Here is a 21,473-nt window from a genome sequence, read left to right as displayed (position 1 = left end):
GCAATTGCAGGCCCGTTTTCAGTTGGGATTAAAGATAAACGAGGCTTCAGCCGTGACGCGCGGCCCGCTCGTTCTCCAGGAATTCTTCTTCCAGCATCGCATCGGCCAGCGCCACGGATTCGGTCTGGACCGCAGCAGCGCGTTTACCACGCAGCTTGCCGAACAGGTGTTCCAGCGCATTTTCCAACTTCGTCGACGCGCCCTCGATCGCTGCCTCCAGCGAACCGGCCTTGTGCGTCACGGAAATCGGCTGATGGCCCTTCGGCCGGGCTTCGATCTGGCAACGCAGATCGTGGGGACCAGGCTTCGCGCCGTTCTCATCCCCCAGATGAACCTCGACCCGTGTCAGGTCCTCCTCATAACGTTCGAGCGTGCTTTCGATGGTAGTACGTACCCACTCCTCCAGTCGGATGCTGCTTTGAATATGGTTATCGCTGTTGACTTGGATTTGCATAGTTCATCCCTTATTTCGGCTAGCTCGCCAGGGGCCTGTCGACGTTGGCGTAACGGCCCCTTGAGTACAGAGTCGGGCTGCCCGAGGAACAATTCAAGCCCCTGAAAAAGATAAATATTGATTTGCAAATAAAGCCGGACAACGGGCAAAAGCGCTGTTAATGTCGGGAGTTTCCTCGCCCCGTCATCTTTCGCAATTTGCGCACCGCCCCGCACCGTCAACGAACATCCCGCCCCGAAACGGGCAGCCACTGGAGCCCCGTTCCAGAGCGTCGCGGGCTATCCAGCCGAGAACACTGACCGGCAGTTTTTCCGGCATGCCCCTTGCTATCGTCTTGTCGCAGCGGTCGCAGGCGGCCATCAGCTGATGGTTGCTTGTACCCAGCGATGGAACACGATCATGGAATGGCCGGTGGTCCGGTATTGCGAACTAATCCCGATCACGGCCGGTCAACAACTGCACGTTCAATCAGGCGGTGACGCATCATGGACAACCCTTTTCAGATCATTACCGACGCTTTTGCGCCGCAGTATCAAATCAACCTGAGCATCCAGGGCCTCGACGGCAGCATCATGCTGACCCTGTCCAGGGCCGGGCGGATCGTCGCCAAGCGCATGATCAGTGCCCAACAGCGCAACGACCCGGAACGGCTCAAGCGCCTGGTGCAAAGCATTCAGTTCGGCATCGCCATCGAGCAGGGCCACAGCGCCGTGGCGATCCTGGAAGCCATGACCGGCGGCGACAACGTGAAGCTGCCACCACCGCGCTCCCAGGGAACGGCCTCCGTCAGTCTCTAGATTTCCCCTTTCTCGACTTCCGCATGCTCGCTTGAACCCGCGCCGACCTTACGGTGCGGGTGCTCGATCTTCACCGAAGGGAACTGCGACGACGCGTAGCGCACCACCAGGATCGAGAACGCCAGCAGCAGGATCCCGCCGCACAGGTAGATGATCCCCAGGTCTGGCGGGCTGTGGTGGGAAACGTTAGAGATCAGCAGGCGGGTCAACGCGGTGATGGCCACGTAGATCAGAAACCGTACCGGCATGTGGTTGGTCTTGAAGTAGATCCCGACCATCGCACCCAATTCCAGATAGATGAACAGCAGCAGGATATCGTCGATCTTGATATGCCCTGCCTCGATCATCTGCAAAAACTCCATGACCGCCGCCCATGCGGTCACCGCCCCGATGGCGAACAGCGCCAGGTAGTGGAACGTCTCGACGAACAGGTTGCCCAGGGACTCGGCCAACTGGTGGACGTTCTGGCGCAGGTTTTCGGCCCAGTTGATTTTCACGATGCGGTTTCCTTAGGTCGACTCGACCGATGATGCGGGTTGGACGTGACGGTTGTTCTGCATGCAGAAAAAAGGCCAGCGGCGATGTATGAGATGGCGAAAGACTGGCAACCGACACGTCCATGCCACGACAAACGCCGAAACCGGTCTACATTAAAAAGCCACTACCCAAAGGGAAAGGATTCGCTTATTCTCCGCCCTGTATATAAATACAGTATTCGCAAAAAACCGGTTTGAAGGGGCGCGAGACGGACCAACCGTCGCACCCGAAGCCGTGATGCTTGGATTTTTATTGATTCCGCAGCCTGGCTTCCCACGCTTGCGGCAGACATGCAAACAAACGAGAGGCCAGCCATGGCTGTTGAGATTCTGTACCGCAGTACACGTGATTTGGAGACTACGTTTTTGGACCGTAAGCTCGCTGATGCCCATGACCAGATGCTTGAACTGGCGGAGGTGCTGACCACTGTTCTGATGAAGAATGTGCAAGGCCTGGACGAGAAACAGGCCGAGGATGCGAGCATCTTCATGGCAAAGAACAGAGCGGCGTTTGCAGCAGCCTTCAAAAGCAACGCGGCCGCCCTCGGGGAACTCCTGGGTTCCGAAGGAAGCGAGTGAGCCTGCTACATCGGCTCGACGGCGTGGCGACTCAATAGTAACGGCGCGGGTCGGAATCGATCAGGCTGGCCAGCTTGGTCAGGGCGAAACGCAGCTCGTCCTGGCTGGTAGGGGACATCAGCACCACCCTTACGCTTCGGCTGGTCCCGGAGCGCTCAGCCTGGAACTGCGAGCCACTGAGCACCAGCACGCCGTTGGCCCGGGCAAGCATGGCGAACTCGTCGCCGGTCCAGGGTTCGGGCAGCGTCAACCAGACATGGTACGCATAGGGCTCGGCCTTGAGTTCGAAGCTGGCAAAGATTTCCCGGGCAATCGCTTGTCGTCCGGCGGCTTCGTTGCGCTGGATGCGAACCAGTTTCTTGTCCAGGCCTTCAGTGATCACGTTGCTCGCCAGTTGTGCGGTCAACGGTGACGGCATCCAGACGCTGCTGCGCACCATCGAGGTCAGCCGTGACAGCAGTTTCGGCGGGCTGTAGAGATAACCGACCCGAAGCGCCGGCATGACCGACTTCGACAGGCTGGTCAGGTACACCGACCGCTCCGGCGCGAAGGCCGACAGCGGCTTGGTCGATGGATCGGTGGCGAGAAAGCCATAGATATCATCGTCCAGGATGATGAAGTCGAACTCCTCGGCCAGCGCGGCAATCTGGGCCCGACGTTTTTGCGACATGATCGCCGTCGTTGGATTCTGGCAGGTCGCCACACATACCAGCATCGCCGGTTTCTCGCGCAGACACAGTTCGCGCAACGCCTCGGGGATGATGCCTTCATCGTCCATCGGCACACCGCGCAAACGACGTTCGAGGCCGTGAGCCAGGGAAATGATGCCTGGATAGCAAAGCGCTTCGCAGAGCACCAGGTCGCCGGCGTTGGTCAGGGCGCTCATCGCGACCATCAGGCCATGCTGGGCCCCGGCGGTGATCACCACTTGCTGCCATTGCGCGTCGGGCAATGAATGACGCAACCACTGCGCGCCGGCCTCACGATGGGCCGGGTGACCGCCGTCAGGAGCGTAATCCAGGGCACCGGCAAAATCGACGCTTTTCGCCATGCCCACCAGCGCGCCACGCAGCCAGTACTCCAGGGTTTCGCTGGAGGGCTTGATGATCGAGAGATCGAGCAGCTCGGGTTGCCCAAGATTCAACGATGCGCCGCCATGGGTTGCCGGCAGGTCCAACGGCTGCTGGCTGAGCACATAGGTGCCGCGCCCCACCTCCCCCCGCACCAGCCGACGTCGATGGGCTTCGCCATAGGCCCGACTGATGGTGCCCGGCGTGACATCCAGGGCATTGGCCAGCTCCCGCAGGGTCGGCAAGCGATCGCCCTCGCTCAGCACCCCGTTACTGATGTCCCGCGCCAGGGCATCGGCAATCGACAGGTACATCGGCTGGTTGGACGCGCTTAGCTGGGGAACCCACATGAATGATCGCTGCCATCGTAGAAGTGACGAATTTTCGAGCATATCACATCGAAGCTAAGCCATTTAAAACGGACACAATCGAAAAATTGAGTCGATTGATTCGATCGTCAATGGCTTGTCGGCGCTCAAATAGCGATCCAATTAAAATAAATATCAAGTAATTTCAATTAGTTAATTTGAAAAAATGAAAAGCACAGCAAAACCTTCCAGCGAGCCATTGAATCAACTCAATCCATTGAAATACACTCACCTCGAATCGAATCAATCGACTCAATTCCTCCCTGATCACTGCGCACTGCTGCGCCAAGTCGAGACACCATGACCACAATCAGAAAGGATCTATCCCTGTCAGCGATCATCGCCGGCTTTATCGCCGTGATCATTTCCTATGCCGGTCCCCTCATCATCGTGTTCCAGGCAGCCAAGGAGGCACACCTGGCCGACGACGTGGTCTCCTCATGGATCTGGGCCATTTCCATCGGCAGCGGGATCACCGGCCTGTTCCTGAGTTGGCGCCTGCGTATTCCGGTGATCACCGCCTGGTCGACACCCGGCGCGGCGTTGCTGGTGTCGATGCTGCCGACCGTCACCCTGCCCCAGGCCATCGGCGCCTACGTGGTGGCGTCGTTGATCATTGCCGTGGTGGGTCTGTCCGGCGCATTCGACAAACTGATGAGCCGCCTGCCCAAAGCCATCGCCGCCGCCATGCTCGCCGGTATCCTGTTCCGCTTCGGCGCAGAGCTGTTCACGTCGATCAAGCTGCAGCCGTCGTTGGTGTTCTCGATGATCGCGGCGTACCTGATCTGCAAGCGCTTTTCGCCACGCTACGCGATCCTGTCGGTGCTGGTGGTCGGTTGCGCGATGGCCGGCGCCTTCGGGGAGCTCAACAGTGGCTCGATCACCATTGCAGTGGCGCATCCGGTCTTTATCGCTCCTGAATGGAGCTGGCATGCAATCATCAACATCGGTCTGCCATTGGCACTGGTGACGTTGACCGGCCAGTACGTACCGGGTATGGCGGTGTTACGGACCGCAGGCTACGACACGCCGGCGCGCTCCATCATTTCGGTCACCGCGATTGGCGCGGCGCTGATGGCCCCCTTCGGCTCCCACGGTCTGAACCTGGCGGCCATTACCGCTGCGATCTGCACCGGACGCGAAGCCCACGAGGACCGTGACAAACGCTACATCGCCGGTATCGCCTGCGGGCTGTTCTACATCTTGATGGGCATCTTCGGCGCGACGCTGGCCTCGGTGTTTTCCGCCCTGCCGAAAGAATTGATCGCCTCCCTCGCCGGTCTTGCCCTGTTCGGCGCAATCAGCGCCGGGCTGACCGGCGCCATGGCCGACGAGAAGCAGCGCGAAGCGGCGTTGATCACGTTCCTGGTGACCGCATCGGGCATGAGTTTCCTGGGGCTGGCCGCGGCATTCTGGGGGCTGATCTTCGGCCTCGTGGCGCATTTCGTGCTGAGCTACACCCGGGAAAGCAAAACCGTGGTTATCGCCGAGGGCAATTGATCCTGCGACTCGCGGTTACGCTGCGAGCCGTTTTTATCGATACAACAGGCGCTCCGCCAATTCATCCGCCACCCGGGCCGGCGAACGCTTCTCCGCCTGGGCATGGGCGAAGACTTCCGTGAGCCGGGCAGCGATTTTCGACAGGTGGGCCGTGATGGTCGGCAGCTCTTCGCCGCGATGCTTGAGGGCGACGTAGATCAGGCCGCCGGAGTTGATCACATAGTCCGGCGCATAGAGGATCCCGCGCCTTTCCAATTGGTCGGCCACTTGCAGGCTGCTCAACTGGTTATGGGCCGAGCCGGCCACGGCCGAGCAACGCAGTTGCGCCACGCTGTGGCTGTTGAGCACCCCGCCCAGGCCGCAGGGAGCCAGGATGTCGCAAGGGGTGCTGAGCAACGCATCGTTGGCAATCGGGTGGGCGCCCAGTTGCTCCATTGCCAGTTGCACCTTGCCGGGGTCGATGTCGCTGACCAGCAGTTCGGCACCGGCCGCGTGCAACTGTTCGGCCAGGGCGTACCCGACGTTGCCCAGGCCCTGGATCGCCACACGCAGGCTTTCAAGATTATCGCTGCCCAGCCGGGCCATGGCCGTGGCACGAATACCGGCAAACACGCCCATCGCCGCGTGGGGCGCCGGGTCGCCCGAGGCGGTGGTGCTGGTGACATGACGGGTCTGTTGGGCGATGCAATCCATGTCGGCCACCGAGGTACCGCTGTCGATGGCGGTGATGTACCGGCCGTCCAGTTGTTCGATGCAGCGGCCAAAGGCTTCGAACAATGCGGCCCGGCTTTCGACATGGGCCGGCCGCATGATCACCGCCACTCCGCCGCCCACGGGCAGGCCGGCCAAGGCGGCTTTGTAGCTCATGCCTTGGGCCAGGCGCACGGCATCGACCACGGCACTTTCATCGTCGGGGTAGGACAGGTAACGACATCCCCCCAAGGCTGGCCCTGGGCGGCTGCTATGAATGGCAATGACCGCCTTCAACCCGGTTGTCGGGTCTACGCTCAAGTGCAGCGATTCAAGGCGGGAGCTTTGCATGAGCGCAAACATCGACAGGCTCCCGAATCACTTCTGTTTGTTTCGCCAGTATAGGCGCGTAGCTGAAATTTGCTGGAGCACGCCGGAATAAGCTGCCTCGACTGTCATCTTTTCGGACATAACCGTTACTACATCTCTCCGAGACTGGACGAAAGCCCATGGCAGAGCTAAAACGAGGCAATGTCCGGAGAGTGTGATGAAACCGCGCCAAGCCTTTTTTGAATGTCTGCACCGGTCGCCTGCGGCGCTGTTCGAAGCGGCGCTGTGGATCGCTGCCGAGCATGACCGCGACGTCGACGTACCAGCCTTGCTGAGGGATTTCAGGGATCTGCAACAGCGGGTCAGCCATGACCTGCCCCTGCTGCCCGTTGCGGAGCTGGGCCAGCCCTTGTTGCGCTGCCTGAATGACCTGGGGTTTGCCCAGGACGATTTCACGCCCCTGCGTCCACGGGTAGCGCTGCTCGACAAGGTATTGACCAGGAAGCGCGGCCAACCGCTGGCTCTCGCCCTGATTGCCCTGGAACTGGCCCGAGGCCTGGAAATACCGATGGTCGGGGTCAACTTTCCCGGCCACTTCCTGCTCCGGGTGCCGGGGGCCGATCACCTGCTCGACCCGTGCGGCGGTCGCCGGCTGTATCCCAACGACTGCCGGGAACTGCTGCAACGCCAATATGGCTCGAACATGCCGCTCAAGGCGGAACACCTGGCCAGCGCCGAGCCGCTGCAGATGCTCCAGCGCCTGTCACGCAATCTCCGGCAGTTGCATCTGACCAACGACGAGTACATCGACGCACTGATCGATGCCGAACGGGTCCTGGAACTGGGCAACGCCAGCGCCGCCGATTACCTGGCCCGCGCCAGCCTGTACCAGCGGCTCGACTGTCCCAATGCCGAACGCTTCGACCTGGAACATGCGCTGATGCTCAGCGACGACCCGATCCAGCGGATCCGGCTGACGGAAAGACTGGGACATCTGCCGCCGAATTCGATTGTGCATTGATCTGTAGGGCTGGCCGGCATCCTGGTTGACCGTCAGGCCGCCTTCGCGAGCAGGTTCGCTCCCACATTTTGTCCCGCGTTGCACGCAGTCCAGTGTGGGAGCGAGCCTGCTCGCGATGGCGCCAGATCAGCCAGCCCCAATGTCAGCTGGCAGGTGTATCCACCTGATTAGCCGGATGCGCTTTCTGGAACGCAGCATGTGCAGCCGCCAGCGCCGCAACACGACGAATCCGCGGATACCCTTGCAAGGACACGTTGAAACGCTCAGCCGCATACAACTGCGGGATCAGGTAGACATCCGCCAACCCTGGCGCGGAGCCGAAACAGTAACCCTCGTCGCCGATCAACTGTTCCACTGCCGCCAACCCCTGGCCGATCCAGTGGCCGATCCACTCCGTCACCTGCGCTTCATCATGCCCCCACTGCCGCAGCTTGTTGAGCACGCTGACGTTGTGCAACGGATGGATGTCGCAACCGATCAGGGCGGCGACGCCACGTTCATGAGCTCGAACCGCCAGGTCCGGGTTGAACAGCGGCACCTGTGGATAACGCTCCTCCAGGTACTCGAGGATGGCAGGCGATTGCACCAGCAGCGCCCCCTCCTCGGTGCGCAGCGCCGGTACCCGTCCTTGCGGGTTGATCGCGAGGTAGGCCGGCTGGCGATGTTCGCCCCCCGGCGGGGCGATCAGGTTGACCGGCACGACGCGATAATCCAGGCCCTTGAGTGCCAGGGCGATGCGCACCCGATAAGACGAGGTGGAGCGGTAATAGGTATAGAGTTCCATGCTTGCTCCTCACCGCGCCGGCAGGATCTTGCCCCGGCATTCGCCGAAACCGATGGAAGCGACACCCTCACGGCTGCAACGGGCCCGCAGGATGATTTCGTCGCCATCCTCGAGGAATTTGCGCACTTCACCGGACGCCAGTTCAACGGGTTTCTTGCCGCCTTCGGTGATCTCCAGCAAGCTGCCGAACTGGCCGTTTTCCGGCCCCGACAAAGTGCCCGAGCCGAACAAGTCGCCGGCCTGCAACTGGCAGCCATTGACGCTGTGGTGCGCGACCATCTGCGCCACGGTCCAATACATGTAGCGGGTGTTGCTCAAGGTCAGGCGATGGGCCGGCAGGTTCTGCTCGCGCATGGTTTCGGTCAGCAGCAGGACTTCCAGTTCGATATCAAAGGCACCGCCGTCCTGGTCACGCTTGTCCAGCAGGTACGGCAGCGGTTGCGGATCGCCTGCCGGCCGCGCCGGTTGAGGACGACGGAATGGTTCGAGGGCTTCGGCCGTCACGACCCACGGCGAAATACTGGTCAGGAAGCTCTTCGACAGAAAAGGCCCAAGGGGTTGGTATTCCCAGGCCTGGATGTCCCGCGCCGACCAATCGTTGAGCAGGCAGAACCCGCCGATGTGCTCGGCGGCGTCACCGATGGCGATAGGCTCGCCCAGTGCATTGCCCTTGCCGATCCAGATCCCCAGCTCCAGCTCGTAGTCCAGCCGCGCGCAGGGGCCGAAGGTCGGTTCAGCCTGGCCGGCGGGCAGGGTCTGGCCCTTGGGGCGGCGCACGTCGGTGCCGGACGGGCGGATGGTCGAGGCGCGACCGTGGTAACCGATGGGCACGTATTTGTAGTTGGGCAACAGCGGGTTGTCGGGACGGAACAGCTTGCCGACATTCTGCGCATGTTCGATGCCGACGTAGAAGTCGGTGTAGTCGTTGATTTTCGCCGGCAGGTGCATCTGGCAATCCGTCGCCAGGGGAAGCATCCTTGCCCCTTGGGCCAGGATCTGCTCGCGTTGCGCACTGTCTTCGCCCAGCAAGGCCAGCAGCCGTTCGCGCAAGGCCACCCGGGCATTGCGGCCCAGCTCGAAGAATGCGTTCAACTGGCCGCCGCTCATGGCTTCGACGGCTTCACGCGCCGCGCCATCGAACAGGCCGGCCTGCAACGCAGCCTGCAAATCGAATACATGATCGCCAATGGCAACACCGCTACGGGGAGCACCACCGCCGACGCTGAAGATCCCCAGCGGCAGGTTCTGCAGCGGGAAATCGGCATGGCCATTGGCGGAAGCAACCCAGCTACGGGCAGGGGAAACTTGGGTCATGATTATCTCCGGGTCGGGTCGAACGTGACGGGCAGCGAAGCCCAACAGGCATCGTAGTCGGTTTGCAGTTGCGGGCAGTCCAGGGCGAAACGGCTCGGACGCAGCACCTGGCTGGTTTCGAACATGAAGGCCATGGTGTTATCGATTTTCACCGGGGTCAGCTCGGCATTGATCGCCTTGGTGCAGGTTTCGCCGTCCGGACCATGGGCACTCATGCAACTGTGCAAGGACGCGCCACCCGGCAAGAAACCCTCGGCCTTGGCATCGTAGGCGCCCTGGATCAGCCCCATGAACTCGTTCATCAGGTTGCGGTGGAACCACGGTGGACGGAAGGTTTTTTCCGCCACCATCCAGCGCGGCGGGAAGATCACGAAATCGAGGTTGGCCAGGCCATGGACGCTGGTAGGCGAGGTCAATACCGTGAAGATCGAAGGGTCCGGATGATCGAAGCTGACCGTGCCGATAGTGTTGAACCGGCGCAGGTCGTACTTGTACGGCACGTTGTTGCCGTGCCAGGCCACAACGTCGAACGGCGAATGATCCAGTTCGCAAGCCCACAACTCACCGAGGAACTTCTGTACCAGCGTAGTCGGCTGCGAGAGGTTCTCGTAATGCGCGATCGGCGCCAGGAAGTCCCGTGGGTTGGCCAGGCCGTTACTGCCGATGGGGCCGAGATCAGGCAGGCGCAACGGCGCGCCATGGTTCTCGGCGAGGTAGCCGCGAGCCCGCGGATCGAGCAGCTCGACGCGAAATTTCAGACCGCGAGGCAACACGGCGATTTCCAGCGGCGCCAGCTCCAGCATCCCCAGCTCGGTGACGATCCGCAGTCGCCCCGATTGCGGCACGATCAGCCATTCGCCGTCGGCATTGAAGAACACCCGCTCCATGGAACGGTTGGCCCGGTAGTGAAAGATGCTGATGCCGGCGGGCTTGTCCTGGCCGGCATTGGCCGCCATGCGCACCAGCCCGTCGATGAAGTCAGTGGGTTCGGCAGGGATGTCCAGCGGGTTCCAGCGCAGGCGATTGGGGGTGACCTCGCCCAGCGCTCCACCGGCCAGCTGACGTTCCAGCTTGACGAAAGCCGGATGGTTGGCCGATGGCCGGATGCGATACATCCAGGTACGCCGCGCCTCGCTGCGCGCCATGGTGAACGCCGTACCGGAAAACAACTCGGCGTAGAGACCATACGGGGCCTTCTGCGGAGAGTTCTGGCCGGCAGGCAGCGCGCCGGGCAGCGCTTCGCTGGCAAATTCATTGCCGAAGCCTGATTGGTAGGCCAGCTCGGACGCTGTGGAATCGAGGTTCATGAAGCCTCCTGAACACCTGTTGCTTTTATCGTAATTCGATTACGCATAACGTAATTTGCTCGACGACGACCGTCAAGCTATAAAGACGCCCATTCGCTCCCGGATCCGGCGCCCCCCATGGAAACCCCGCTCAATAACGGCAAACAGAAAGTCCGCTCGGCCGAAGTCGGCACCGACATTCTCAAAGCCCTGGCCGAACTCTCTCCCTCCACGTCGCTGTCGCGCCTGGCCGAACACGTGCAGATGCCGGCGAGCAAGGTCCACCGTTACCTGCAGGCCTTGATCGCCAGCGGTTTCGCCGAACAGAACACTGCCACCAACCATTACGGTTTGGGGCGCGAAGCCCTGCGGGTGGGCCTGGCGGCGCTGAACGGCATGGATGTGCTGCAAGTGGCCGCCCTGCCTCTGGCGGAGCTGCGGGATGACTTGAACGAAACCTGTTTCCTGGCCGTGTGGGGCAATCACGGTGCGACCGTGGTGCGGATCGAACCCGCCGTGCGCGCCGTGACCGTAGTGACGCAACTGGGTTCGGTATTGCCGCTGCTCAGTTCCTCCACCGGACTGGTGTTCAGCGCCTATCTGCCGGAACGCGAGACCATCGGCTTGCGAGAGCAGGAAGTGGCGGGCACCGGCAATCATGCGCTGGCCGACGACCGCACCTATGCGTCCTTGTGCGAGCAGATCCGCGGTCGAGGACTGCACCATGTGCATGGCTTGCTGATGCCGGGCGTGGACGCCCTTTCCGCACCGGTCTTCAATGCCGTCGGCCAGATAACGGCCGTCATGACCATCGTCGGCCCGACCTCATTGTTCCATGCCGATGAGAATGGCCCTGCGGCCCAACGACTGTTGGCGGCGACCCGGGCCGTGAGTTGGCGGATGGGGTATGAGTCCGGCCCGGGATCAGCCCAGCAAGTCCGGAACCATCCGGATCAGTAAGTCATTGATATGCGCGGTGGTCAGCCAGGGATGCAGATGTTCGTCGGGCCCACTGAAGGCGACGGCATGAATCGCCTGGTGACTGCCGTTCGAGTGGTAAGGAATTTCATCCTGTTCGAAATGGCCCAGCAGATATCCAGCCAGATTTTGAGAGGACGACACCACCCGTTCGCCGAAGCCGTGGCTGACAAAACTGGTGACGTAGACTTCATCGGGATCCACGTCGGGCAGATGCCTGTTCAACGCCTGCTGAAGATCTTCAATCGTCAGCGGCTTGATGGTGCGCCAAGACAGATCCATTGAGGGGCTTTCGGCAAGGCCGGTCACGATCTCCATGACAATGCGTTCAAACTCGATCAGGTCCAGAGTCTTTGTCCGGTCCTCATCGGCGAAGGAATAACGCTTGCTGAACACATTGCTGAGTCCTTGGGTGTAATGAGGCAACACTTGTTCTTCGACGCAACCCAGCGCGACATCGAACAAAGTCTCGGAAGAGTGGACCTTTGCGCTCGAAACATCGACCAAGGTCGTCAGGTAGTTGGCGTGGGGATTGATTCCGCGGGCCTCCAGAGCCTGGCCCAACAGTACCCGTACGGCAAAGTCCACACGGGTTTTCTTGAGCGCGAGAAGCCTTTCGGAGTGAGAGGAAAACAGCTGCAGATTCATAAGCATCCTTGTCTTGTCATTTCGTTCGAACGTCCTGTTCGATTCGTTATTGATGTTCGCCCAAGCAGGGCTCAACTGATAAAGCGAGCGGGTAGAACAACCCGCGTAACTTCAACAAGTTCGTTATACACCAGGGCCCGTGCTTATCGCGAAAAGGCAAATGTAAGCGTGCGTGAAGACTTGCAAACAGTTATCTCAAAACCGTGTCCTGATCGAAAAATCGGACTCGTGATACTAACTCATGACGCCCATGACCTTGGCCTTCGCCACCGCCTGGGTACGTCGCTGCACGCCCAGTTTGCTATGTATCCGCCGCGCGTGGGTTTTTACCGTGTGCAACGATATGAACAGTTGTTCGGCAATCTGCTGGTTGGAATAACCTTGGGCAATCAGTCCCAGGACTTCCAACTCTCGCTGGCTGAGCAACGTTTCTTCGCTGCCAGTCACCGGCTGTCCGACGGGCTCTACGGTTTGTGTCCAACGCAACAGTTCCGGCTGGCGCAGACGCAGCTCGCACAAAGCTTGGTGGGCGCGCCAACAGGCGACTCGCTCCAGGCCTTCCTGCATCAGGGCACGGGCCTGGGAATGATCCCCGGATAGCCAGACGACTTCGGCCAACGCCAGATGCAGCTCGGTTTCCAGCCCGTGCATGCCACAGGACTGCGCCTGGGCAATCATGACCTGCAATCGGCCCTGCGGATCCTGCCCCCGCTGCAGGTAGACCTCGGCCAGTACCTGTAAGTATTCAAGTCGCGGAATCAATTCCAGGGTCGCTGGCGGCGCGTGTTTGGCTTGTGGGCCGCGAAAATGCCGCAAGACCCGGGTCAACGCTTCATGGGCCAGCTCCGGGCGGCCTTGTTGCAACCAGAACTGGCAACTGGTCTGCAGCAATACACCGCGATACACGGTATCGGGAATATGCCGCTGCTGCATGACCCGCTCGGCTTCACGCAGTTGCACGAAAGCCTCGCCGTAGTCGCCCTGGTTGGCGGCCAGGCTGGCCTTGCCGAGAAAGCCATAGAGCACTTGTTTGTCCTGGCTGTGCAAACTCGTTTCCAGGCCCGCTTGAAACTGCTCCGCTGCCTGCTCTTCAAACCCCATGCGCAATGCCAGGCGCCCACGTCGCAGGGCAATGCGTCCCAGCAACGGGGAAAAGTCCTGACCTGGCTTATCGAGCAACGCCTGGATCTCGCTCAGCAGATCGTCGGCCCGATGGGGCGCGCCGCGTTGCTCCAGCAATTGGGCGTGATCCAGCTCCAATAACCCCTCGAACACCAGCGAGCCCTGTGCACGCGCCAGGCATAGCGCCTGGCGATTGATCCACTGTGCCGACGCCAGCTCGCCCTTGAGCAACGCCTGTTGGGTCAGTCCCGACTGGCACAGCAGCCGTGAAGCCCAGGCCTCCGGGTCCAGGCTGCTCTGGGCTTGCAGAAAATGTTCGTTCGCCTGATCACCTTCACCTGCCAGGTGCCACAACCAGCCACTGAGGACCTGCCACCGCGCGACCAATTGGCGCTGCTGGCAGGCCTTGGGCTGGGGTGCGAACCTGGACAGTTGCTCGATACACGCCGATGCCTGGTCGAAGCGTCCGGCGAACAACAGCGCGGCCGTGACCAAACCCACCGATTGTGGCGTACCCAGCGTCAGCGCTTCGCCCTGTCGATCGTGCAAGTCCAGTAACAGCACCACGGTGCGACGCTGCAAGACGTGCTCGAAGCTCAGGTGTTGCAAGAAGCTGACGGCGGTCTCGAACTCTTCAGCCAACATCGCCTGCTCGAACGCCATGGGCCAATCCTGCTCGGCGGCGAACCACTGGCAGGCCCGTCGATGCCAGGAACGCCCTTGCGGCCACGGCTCCTCACGCACCAGCCGGGCCAGGGCCGGGAATATCTGCAACCAGTCCGAAGACTGTTCCCACGGTTCGATAAAGCACCCCAGGTCCAACAACAAGGGAAGACATTCCGCCCCCACCGTGTCACCGAACAAATGCTCGCACAGCCGCGCATTGAAGCGCGGCAGATGGGCCAGCACACGCCAGGCCTGTGCCAGGTCCGGGGTCAACGCGCTGAACAACTCGTGCTCCAGGTAATCAAGCAAGGTGCCGGGACGGCCCGGCGACGCGTGGCGGCGTGCCCACTCGCAACGCTCAAGCAAGGCGATGCGCACGCCCGCGCACCAGCCACCGCTGCGCTGTATTACCTCGCGGGCCGTACGGGTCGCCAGAGGTTCGGGAAGATGACCGAGCAACGGCTGAACATCGTCAGGGCTGAACACCAGCGCCTTGGCGTCGAATTCGTGCAACTCGTCATCGAGCAACAAGCGCAACCAGTTGCAGTGTGGACGGCGCCGGCCATTGAGCCACAGGTGCAGCGCCGGGCTGCTGGCGTTCAGCAGACGGTCGAGAAACTGGTCCAGCTCGGGATTGGGCACCCGGCAATAATCGTCCAGGAACAGCCAGGTCGGCGTTTGCAAGCGCGCCAGATGGGACAACAACGCCGCCTCCTCCAGCACCGGCAACCCGAGGGCCTGCGCCAACTGTTCGCACATCTGCTTCACGTCCAGCGCCACGCCCGCCAGCGGCAACCAGTGCAACCGACATCCAGCGGGAGCCTGCAGGAAACACTCGGCGAACAACGCACTCTTGCCACTCCCCGCCGGCGCGCAGAGCAGCTTTATCCGTGCTTCGGACGTGAGCAAGGGCTCGCTCAGGGACCGGCGTGGCACATGTGTCGAAGACAGGCGCGGCAGCAATCCAGGACGGTCCGGACACGGGGTCATGGCGGTCATGTGCGAGGGTCCTTTTTATTGTTGTCTCATCACCCTAGTCCTGTGTCGCCGACCTTTGGAGAAGTATTCAGCGCGCTGATCGCGGCCCATAAGGAAACGACCGGAGGGATACCCTGCCGGTCGTTCAATTACCTCGCATGAGCCACGCTTCTGTGGCGAGGGAGCTTGCTCCCGCTGGGCTACGAAGTAGCCCCAGAACTTGGGAGCGCTTCGCACTCCAGCGGGAGCAAGCTCCCTCGCCACAAGACCTCCCTCGCCACAAGTTACCTTGGCAGACGAAGTATTAACGAACCCCACTCGAACGCAGCGCCGCTGGCGTATAGTCGGCTGCCCTGGCCTCGAAACCATACTCATAGCTGTGCTTCTCTTCGTTCTTCATGCCCAGCGCAATGTAGCGTCCGGCGATGATGTCGTAGAGCGTTTCGAGGGTATAGGCGGGGTTCTGGTGGTCGTAGTAGAACTGCGCATGCCCTTCGGCCACGCGCCACAATTGGCCACGGCCGTCGTAGTGATCCACCAGCGCCGCCTGCCAGCTGTCTTCGTCGAAGTACATGTGGCGCTTGGCATAGATGTGCCGCTCGTTGGGCTTGACCGTACCAATCACTTCCCAGACCCGATGCAACTCGTAGCGGGTCAGGTCCTGGTTGATGTGGCCGGCCTTGATCACGTCGTCGTACTTGAGGTTGGGTGAGTCGAGTTTGTAGCTGTTGTACGGAATGTACATTTCCTTCTTGCCGACCAGCTTCCAGTCGTAGCGATCCGGTGCGCCGGAGAACAGGTCGAAGTTGTCGGACGTGCGCAACCCGTCGGCGGCGGTACCCGGACCGTCATAGGCCACTTGTGGGGCGCGGCGCACCCGGCGCTGGCCGGCGTTGTAGATCCAGGCCAGGCGTGGCTCCTTCACCTGGTCGAGGGTTTCATGCACCAGCAGCACGTTGCCGGCCAGGCGTGCCGGGGCGGTGACTTCCTGCTTGAAATAGGTCAGCACGTTGCTGGCTTTTTCCGGATCGGCGTCCTTGATCAGGGCCGGCACGGCAGCTTCCTCTTCGAAACGGATCGGCGTGAAGCTGCCGTTGGTCTGCGGTGTGGCCTGGGTGATGATGCGCCGCAGGTTGCCACCGTGATAACGGGTGATGTGGTTCCAGATGACCTCCACCCCGTTCTTTGGAATCGGAAACGCGTAGTAGCGGTTGCCGGTGAAATTGGCCAAGCCGTTACCGTCGTTGATCGCGGTGACATTGAGCGCGCTGCGCTTGGCCGATTCGTAGATTTCCGGCGGCAGCCCCACGCTGCGATGGGTCGGATAGACCGGGATCTTGTAGGTTTCCGGGTAGCGTTTGAACATCGCCACCTGGCCTTCGGAAAGCTTGTCCTTGTACTTGTCCACAGTCGCGGCAGTAATGGTGAACAGCGGCTTTTCATTGGCGAACGGATCCGCCAGGAAGCCTTTACTGTCCACGGCACCGGCATTTTTCGGGATGCCACCGGTCCAGGCCGGGATCGAGCCATCGGCGTTACCGGCTTTCTCCGCACCCAGCGGCGTCAGGCTGGTGCCCAGTTTGTTCGCCTCGTCCGGCGAAACCGCCGCCATCACGTTTGCGGCCAGCAGGCTCAAGGCCAGGGCACCGCATTGCAGGATCATCTTGCGCATAGGGTTTTCCTTGTCAGCCAGATCAGAAGTTCACGCCGAAGCTCAACGCGAGGAAGTCGCGATCCTTGAGGACGTTGTAGTCGCCGCCGAAAAAGTCGGTGTAGCTCAGGCTGGCGGTATAGGTGTTGCGGTAGTCGGCATCGACGCCGAGGCTGACGGCCTTGGCACCTTCGTTGAACAGGCCGTTGGGGCCGTAGCCGGCCACGTCATGGGACCAGGACAAGTTGGGTTTGAAGTTGATGCCGGCGACGACGTTGGAATAGTCGAGGATCGCCCGGGCGCGATAGCCCCACGAGGTCGAGGTGACGAAGCCATCGGTGTCACCGTTGAACCCGTATTGGCCGTAGACCGAATCGCGGCCGTAACGCAGCTTGTCCTTGGACTCCAGCCCGCCGACATGCACCACCGCCGCCTCGCCCACCAGGGTCAGGCGATCCGCGCCCAGCACCTGATCGAAGAAGTGGGTCATGGTGCTCTGGATCTGGGTGATTTCCTTGCGGCGGTAGCCGGTGTTGTCGGCGCCCGCGCTGGTTGCGATCGGTGAGGCCGCTCCACCGGCAATCGGGTTGAGCAAGGCCAGGGTCAGGTCGTTGGTATTGAGCTGTACCGGAGCGTTGGGGCGATAGCTGATTTCACCGGTCCATGCGGTGCCGGTGGGCAACGTGGTGGAAAAGCTGGCGCCGTACAGACGGATGTCCTCGGGGTATTCGAGGTAGTACTGACCGCGGCCGAGCATGACGCTTTGGGCCAGGCCGGCACCGCTGCCTGGGGACAGGCCGTTGGCAATCGCAACCATTCCCGGCAAAGCCGCCAGGGTTGAGGTCCCTGCGGTCGTGGTGCCGACAGTAGGCGTACGGCTGTGATAATTCATGAAGTACAAGCCGTACTCGGTGTCGTCGCCGAGCCAGCGCAACGCTGTGCCCCACTGGCCGGAGTCACGGGCATCACGATCGCCGCCACGAGGAATGACCACGCCTTCGCTGGATACCTCGATCCCTTGACCAAACGCCTGGGTCAGCGGCACGAACGGCGCAATGGCCGGGCTGCCCACGGTGTAGCCGCTGGTGCAACCATCCGCCACCACGTCATTGCCGAAGAACGTGCCGCAGTTATCGACCACCGTCTGGTCCCACTCAAGCTGGTAGAAACCCTCGATGGTGAGCTTGTCGGTCAGGCCCTGGGAGGCGAACAGCATGTTCACCGGGATCAGGCCTTCCTTGATCTCGGCACCCGGACGACGGAACGCGGACACGTCCACCGGGTTGATGCTGTTGATGGAGTTACCGATGAAGGTACTCTCCCCCCAACTGACCACCTGCTTGCCGGCGCGCACGGTGCCCGGCAAATCGGCGATGGAATAGTTGTGGTAGACGAAGGCATCGAGAAGCTCCGCCCCGGAAGACTTGGCGCCTTCCTTGCGATTGCTGTCGCTGATGTCCTTGAACGGACGGCTTTCATCCTTCAGCTCGAAGTCATACCAGTACTTGCCACGCACGAACACGCCAGTATCACCGTACTTGAGTTCGAGGTCGTGCAGCCCTTTGAAGATCTTCGAGAAGGTCTCGCCCTTCTTGAAATTCAGCCGCCCATCATCACCGGTGGAAGACTGACCCCGACCGCCATTGACCGTGCCGATCAAATCCTTGTCGGCATCGCTCATGCCCCAGCTCGCGCCCACGGACAACGAGGAATCGAACTGGCCTTCGATCTCGCCGATATTGAATGAAACGGCCTGCGCCTGGGCAGAGCAGCCCAAGGCCACCGCAACGGCCAGCGCCTGCGGCTTGAAGATGGCGCGCATTGTTATTGTTGTCATGCGTCTTCCCCGGTGAGTGACAGAGACTTCACCCTACTGCCGCCCGTGATGGGCGATAAGCGCACCAAGGAGGTATTCACGTTGTCGCTCGAAAGGATTAGCGCCCGCGCAGGACGGGGCTTTGCACACGCCATGAATGGGCTGGATAGTGGTCCATCAGTGCAATGCATGTTCGGCGTCTCGTTTCGACTGTTGCGCACGCCGTAACAGTGCATGTCCGGATCCGGTCTGTTTCCCGATGCGCTCGATCCCTATGCTGGCCGGGCTTCCAGGGTAACGGGCCTGCAAGCACCCGCCATGGCATCCCTCACGCCTGGCGCACCGTCATTCGGATGGATTGGCGTATCGGTCCATCATCCCGTGCTTACCGACGTTGGTTTGTGGCTCCTTTGCAACGTCATTTTCAGGCCGCTGCTTTGGCAGCGGCTTTTTTTATGCATGACTCCAGACGGACTGTTCGAGCCGGAAAGTTCAAATGAATACCGTTGAGCAAATATTAAAGAACCAGCCATTAAAGAAAATCGTCACTGTGGTTGCAACTTTGAGGACGTATCCACAATTGGACATGATTCAAATCCAATGATATTTAGCTTATTGGCACGAAGAGTTTGAAAAAAGATACACCTAACCTTTAGCCGCTGTTTGTGTAGCGGTTTCTTTTCCTGTCAGGCTATATATCCCCACAAACCAAACACCAATTCCTACAAAAAACCAAGACCCTCACTACAAGCCAATTTGAAGATCATTGTTAGTCTGAAATCAATCGAAGTGCGCCGCTTCGATCCCTTCAATTATCAATGAGCACTTTCATGTACCCGATAAACTCCACCCGCTACCGTTCAAACAAAGGCCACAACAACCGCATTCGCTTCCTGGTCTTCCATTACACGGCCGCCAACTTCTCGTCCTCCATCAATGCACTGACCGGTGCCTCCGTCAGTGCGCATTACCTGATCCCGGACTTCGCAGACCCGAGTTATGTGAAAGCAGGTTTCAACGAGCCGCAGATTTTCAATCTGGTGGACGAAAACAAACGAGCCTGGCACGCAGGGGTGAGCAGTTGGGGCAATCGCAGCAATTTGAACGACACGTCCATTGGAGTCGAAATCGTCAATCTGGCCGCTGACTACCAGGGGACATTCACCTTCCCGCCTTACTCGCCGCAGCAAATCGAAGCAGTGGAACAGTTGGCCCTCGACATACTCCGGCGTTATCCCGATATCAGTCCGGTCAATGTGGTGGCGCATTCGGACATCGCCGCCGGGCGCAAGAGTGACCCTGGGCCGATGTTTCCCTGGCACGCGTTGTATTTGAAAGGCATCGGCGCGTGGTTCGATGAGAGCACGCAGCAGTCGTTCCTGCAGGCCTACCGATGCGCAGGCGTGCCGACCCGGGAACATCTACTGGGGCTGTTCAGGAGGTATGGGTATGACACGACGGCAGCCACGACAAGTATGGGCTTCCAGCGCTTGGTACGCGCCTTCCAGTTGCATTTTCGGCCGGCGAAACATGACGGGGTGATGGACATCGAGACGGCCGCGAACCTGGCGGCCCTGGTGAAGAAGTACTTTCCCTGAGCGCGGTTATCGTCGGCAACGACAACCGGCTCGGGCAAGAAAGGCTACACGGCGTAACGCTGCATGTTCGCCATCATTTCCTTCAACGCTTCCAGGTTGTCATTGGGATGCACGGCGTTGTCGAAATCGCAGATCTGCTGCCAATGGGCAGCAACGTCTTCGGGCGAGAAGCCCTTGCTTGGGTCGAACCCGACGCCGAGGCTGCGTTCCCAGCGAACCTTGCCCATCCAGCCGCCGCCCACTTCGAACAACCCGGAGGTTTCCTGGCAGCCTTCGCTGGCCAGGTACACCACCAGCGGGCTGACGAGCTCGGGCTTGAGTTGCTCGAACACCTGCGGCGGCATCAGGCCTTCGGTCATGCGCGTGCCGCCGGTGGGGGCGATGGCGTTGACCAGGATATTGTTCTTGCGACCTTCAATAGCCAGGGTACGCGTCAGGCCATAAAGGCCGAGCTTGGCCATGCCGTAGTTGGATTGGCCGAAGTTGCCGTAGATGCCGGACGTGGAGGCGGTGAAGATGACCCGGCCATAATTCTGCTCGCGCAGGTGCGGCCAGGCGGCGCGAGTGACTTTGTACGCGCCTTCGACGTGGACGCGATAGACCAGATCCCAATCGGCGTCTTCCATTTTGTGGAAGGTCTTGTCCCGCAGGATCCCGGCGTTGTTCACCACCACATCGACCCGACCAAACGCGTCGAGAGCGTTTTGCACAAGCTTGTCACCGTCGGTGACGGAATCGTGGTTCGCCTCGGCGATGCCCCCGGCTTCGCGGATTTCAGCGACCACCCGATCCGCCGCCGAGGCATTGGCCCCTTCTCCCTGGGCGGAGCCACCGAGGTCATTGACCAGCACCTTGGCGCCTTGCCTGGCGAACAGCAGCGCATGGGCCCGCCCCAGCCCACCGCCGGCTCCCGTGACGATCACCACTTTATCTTCGAAGCGCACAGACTCACTCATGGGCAGAACTCCAGCAGACCAGGGTTTAAAGCCTGAGTGTCAGGCACGGGGCTGACGGTCACAATCAACACGGTTGAGAGTGAATGGTAGGCGATAAGGTGAGGGGATGATGCGGTACCGGATTCAACCCGAACCGGGTGCGGCGGCACATCCAACATTCATGCAAGCTGACCCGCCGCTATCGCGAGCAGGCTCACTCCCACAGGGGAGCGGTGGCGGACACAGCTATCAGGCTCACCCAGGACAGGGGTGGGAGCGAGCCTGCTCGGAGCAGGCTCGCTCCCACAGGGGATGGGCGGTGGGCGCAGATATCAGTTCAATCCAGACAGCG

The 21,473-nt window shown here is 60.8% G+C and carries 18 protein-coding genes; 6 read left to right on the top strand and 12 right to left on the bottom strand.

The annotated features are described in order from the left end of the window. Positions 1-46: 46 nt before the first annotated feature. On the bottom strand, positions 47-454 hold the full coding sequence (locus tag N005_RS04080) for an HPF/RaiA family ribosome-associated protein (protein WP_047699635.1): 408 nt from the start codon (positions 452-454) through the stop codon (positions 47-49). 485 nt (positions 455-939) lie between these two features. On the opposite strand from N005_RS04080, the gene N005_RS04075 reads away from it, so the two are divergent. Further along, positions 940-1,251: a DUF3509 domain-containing protein gene (locus tag N005_RS04075; RefSeq protein ID WP_047699633.1), complete on the top strand. Its 312-nt coding sequence runs from the start codon at positions 940-942 to the stop codon at positions 1,249-1,251. Here the strand turns inward: N005_RS04075 and N005_RS04070 are convergent. Then, positions 1,248-1,748: a phosphate-starvation-inducible protein PsiE gene (locus N005_RS04070; protein ID WP_047699631.1), complete on the bottom strand. Its 501-nt coding sequence runs from the start codon at positions 1,746-1,748 to the stop codon at positions 1,248-1,250. The two genes, N005_RS04075 and N005_RS04070, sit on opposite strands and share 4 nt — an antisense overlap. Before the next feature lie 354 nt (positions 1,749-2,102). Between N005_RS04070 and N005_RS04065 the strand changes: the two genes are divergently transcribed. Next, complete coding sequence (locus N005_RS04065; RefSeq protein WP_041022372.1) at positions 2,103-2,366, top strand: YebG family protein; 264 nt, start codon at positions 2,103-2,105, stop codon at positions 2,364-2,366. Between the two features lie 31 nt (positions 2,367-2,397). On the opposite strand, the gene N005_RS04060 is transcribed toward N005_RS04065, so the two are convergent. Beyond that, positions 2,398-3,786: an aminotransferase-like domain-containing protein gene (locus tag N005_RS04060; protein WP_047699629.1), complete on the bottom strand. Its 1,389-nt coding sequence runs from the start codon at positions 3,784-3,786 to the stop codon at positions 2,398-2,400. Between the two features lie 318 nt (positions 3,787-4,104). On the opposite strand from N005_RS04060, the gene N005_RS04055 reads away from it, so the two are divergent. Beyond that, the gene (locus tag N005_RS04055) at positions 4,105-5,304 is read left to right on the top strand and encodes a benzoate/H(+) symporter BenE family transporter (RefSeq protein WP_047699627.1); all 1,200 of its coding nucleotides are present in this window, start codon (positions 4,105-4,107) and stop codon (positions 5,302-5,304) included. 33 nt (positions 5,305-5,337) lie between these two features. Here N005_RS04055 and N005_RS04050 read toward each other — a convergent pair whose 3' ends face one another. Then, the gene (locus tag N005_RS04050) at positions 5,338-6,357 is read right to left on the bottom strand and encodes a Glu/Leu/Phe/Val dehydrogenase family protein (protein WP_047699625.1); all 1,020 of its coding nucleotides are present in this window, start codon (positions 6,355-6,357) and stop codon (positions 5,338-5,340) included. A 184-nt stretch (positions 6,358-6,541) separates the two neighbouring features. Here N005_RS04050 and N005_RS04045 point away from each other — a divergent pair, with 184 nt between their 5' ends. Continuing rightward, positions 6,542-7,345, top strand: coding sequence for a SirB1 family protein (locus tag N005_RS04045; protein WP_047699623.1), 804 nt, complete (start codon positions 6,542-6,544; stop codon positions 7,343-7,345). A 142-nt stretch (positions 7,346-7,487) separates the two neighbouring features. On the opposite strand, the gene maiA is transcribed toward N005_RS04045, so the two are convergent. The 3 genes from maiA to hmgA are packed head-to-tail and all read right to left on the bottom strand — an operon-like array spanning position 7,488 to position 10,750. Further along, positions 7,488-8,129, bottom strand: coding sequence for a maleylacetoacetate isomerase (gene maiA, locus N005_RS04040; protein ID WP_047699620.1), 642 nt, complete (start codon positions 8,127-8,129; stop codon positions 7,488-7,490). 9 nt (positions 8,130-8,138) lie between these two features. Continuing rightward, positions 8,139-9,443, bottom strand: a complete 1,305-nt coding sequence (gene fahA, locus N005_RS04035; RefSeq protein WP_047699618.1) for a fumarylacetoacetase — start codon at positions 9,441-9,443, stop codon at positions 8,139-8,141. Positions 9,444-9,445: 2 nt separating this feature from the next. After that, entirely contained in the window at positions 9,446-10,750 is a 1,305-nt protein-coding gene (gene hmgA, locus N005_RS04030; RefSeq protein WP_047699616.1) for a homogentisate 1,2-dioxygenase, read from the bottom strand. 117 nt (positions 10,751-10,867) lie between these two features. Here hmgA and N005_RS04025 point away from each other — a divergent pair, with 117 nt between their 5' ends. Further along, entirely contained in the window at positions 10,868-11,689 is an 822-nt protein-coding gene (locus N005_RS04025; RefSeq protein WP_047699614.1) for an IclR family transcriptional regulator, read from the top strand. On the opposite strand, the gene N005_RS04020 is transcribed toward N005_RS04025, so the two are convergent. From N005_RS04020 to N005_RS04005, 4 genes are all read right to left on the bottom strand, one after another. Further along, the gene (locus N005_RS04020) at positions 11,654-12,355 is read right to left on the bottom strand and encodes a hypothetical protein (protein ID WP_047699612.1); all 702 of its coding nucleotides are present in this window, start codon (positions 12,353-12,355) and stop codon (positions 11,654-11,656) included. The genes N005_RS04025 and N005_RS04020 overlap by 36 nt on opposite strands. A 234-nt stretch (positions 12,356-12,589) precedes the next feature. Beyond that, entirely contained in the window at positions 12,590-15,142 is a 2,553-nt protein-coding gene (locus N005_RS04015; protein WP_047699610.1) for a LuxR C-terminal-related transcriptional regulator, read from the bottom strand. 283 nt (positions 15,143-15,425) lie between these two features. Next, on the bottom strand, positions 15,426-16,793 hold the full coding sequence (locus tag N005_RS04010) for a DUF1329 domain-containing protein (protein ID WP_047699608.1): 1,368 nt from the start codon (positions 16,791-16,793) through the stop codon (positions 15,426-15,428). A gap of 22 nt (positions 16,794-16,815) precedes the next feature. Further along, entirely contained in the window at positions 16,816-18,609 is a 1,794-nt protein-coding gene (locus N005_RS04005; RefSeq protein WP_047699606.1) for a DUF1302 domain-containing protein, read from the bottom strand. 809 nt (positions 18,610-19,418) lie between these two features. On the opposite strand from N005_RS04005, the gene N005_RS04000 reads away from it, so the two are divergent. Beyond that, a complete protein-coding gene (locus N005_RS04000; protein WP_047699604.1) occupies positions 19,419-20,186 on the top strand; it encodes an N-acetylmuramoyl-L-alanine amidase in 768 nt (255 codons plus the stop codon). A 44-nt stretch (positions 20,187-20,230) separates the two neighbouring features. On the opposite strand, the gene N005_RS03995 is transcribed toward N005_RS04000, so the two are convergent. Further along, the gene (locus N005_RS03995; RefSeq protein WP_047699603.1) at positions 20,231-21,142 is read right to left on the bottom strand and encodes an SDR family oxidoreductase; all 912 of its coding nucleotides are present in this window, start codon (positions 21,140-21,142) and stop codon (positions 20,231-20,233) included. Between the last annotated feature and the right edge of the window lie 331 nt (positions 21,143-21,473).

This window comes from Pseudomonas mediterranea CFBP 5447, assembly GCF_000774145.1.
GTDB classification, from domain to species: domain Bacteria; phylum Pseudomonadota; class Gammaproteobacteria; order Pseudomonadales; family Pseudomonadaceae; genus Aquipseudomonas; species Aquipseudomonas mediterranea.
Note: the sequence above shows the minus strand (reverse complement) of the source record. Positions and strands in the feature narration are given on the sequence as shown.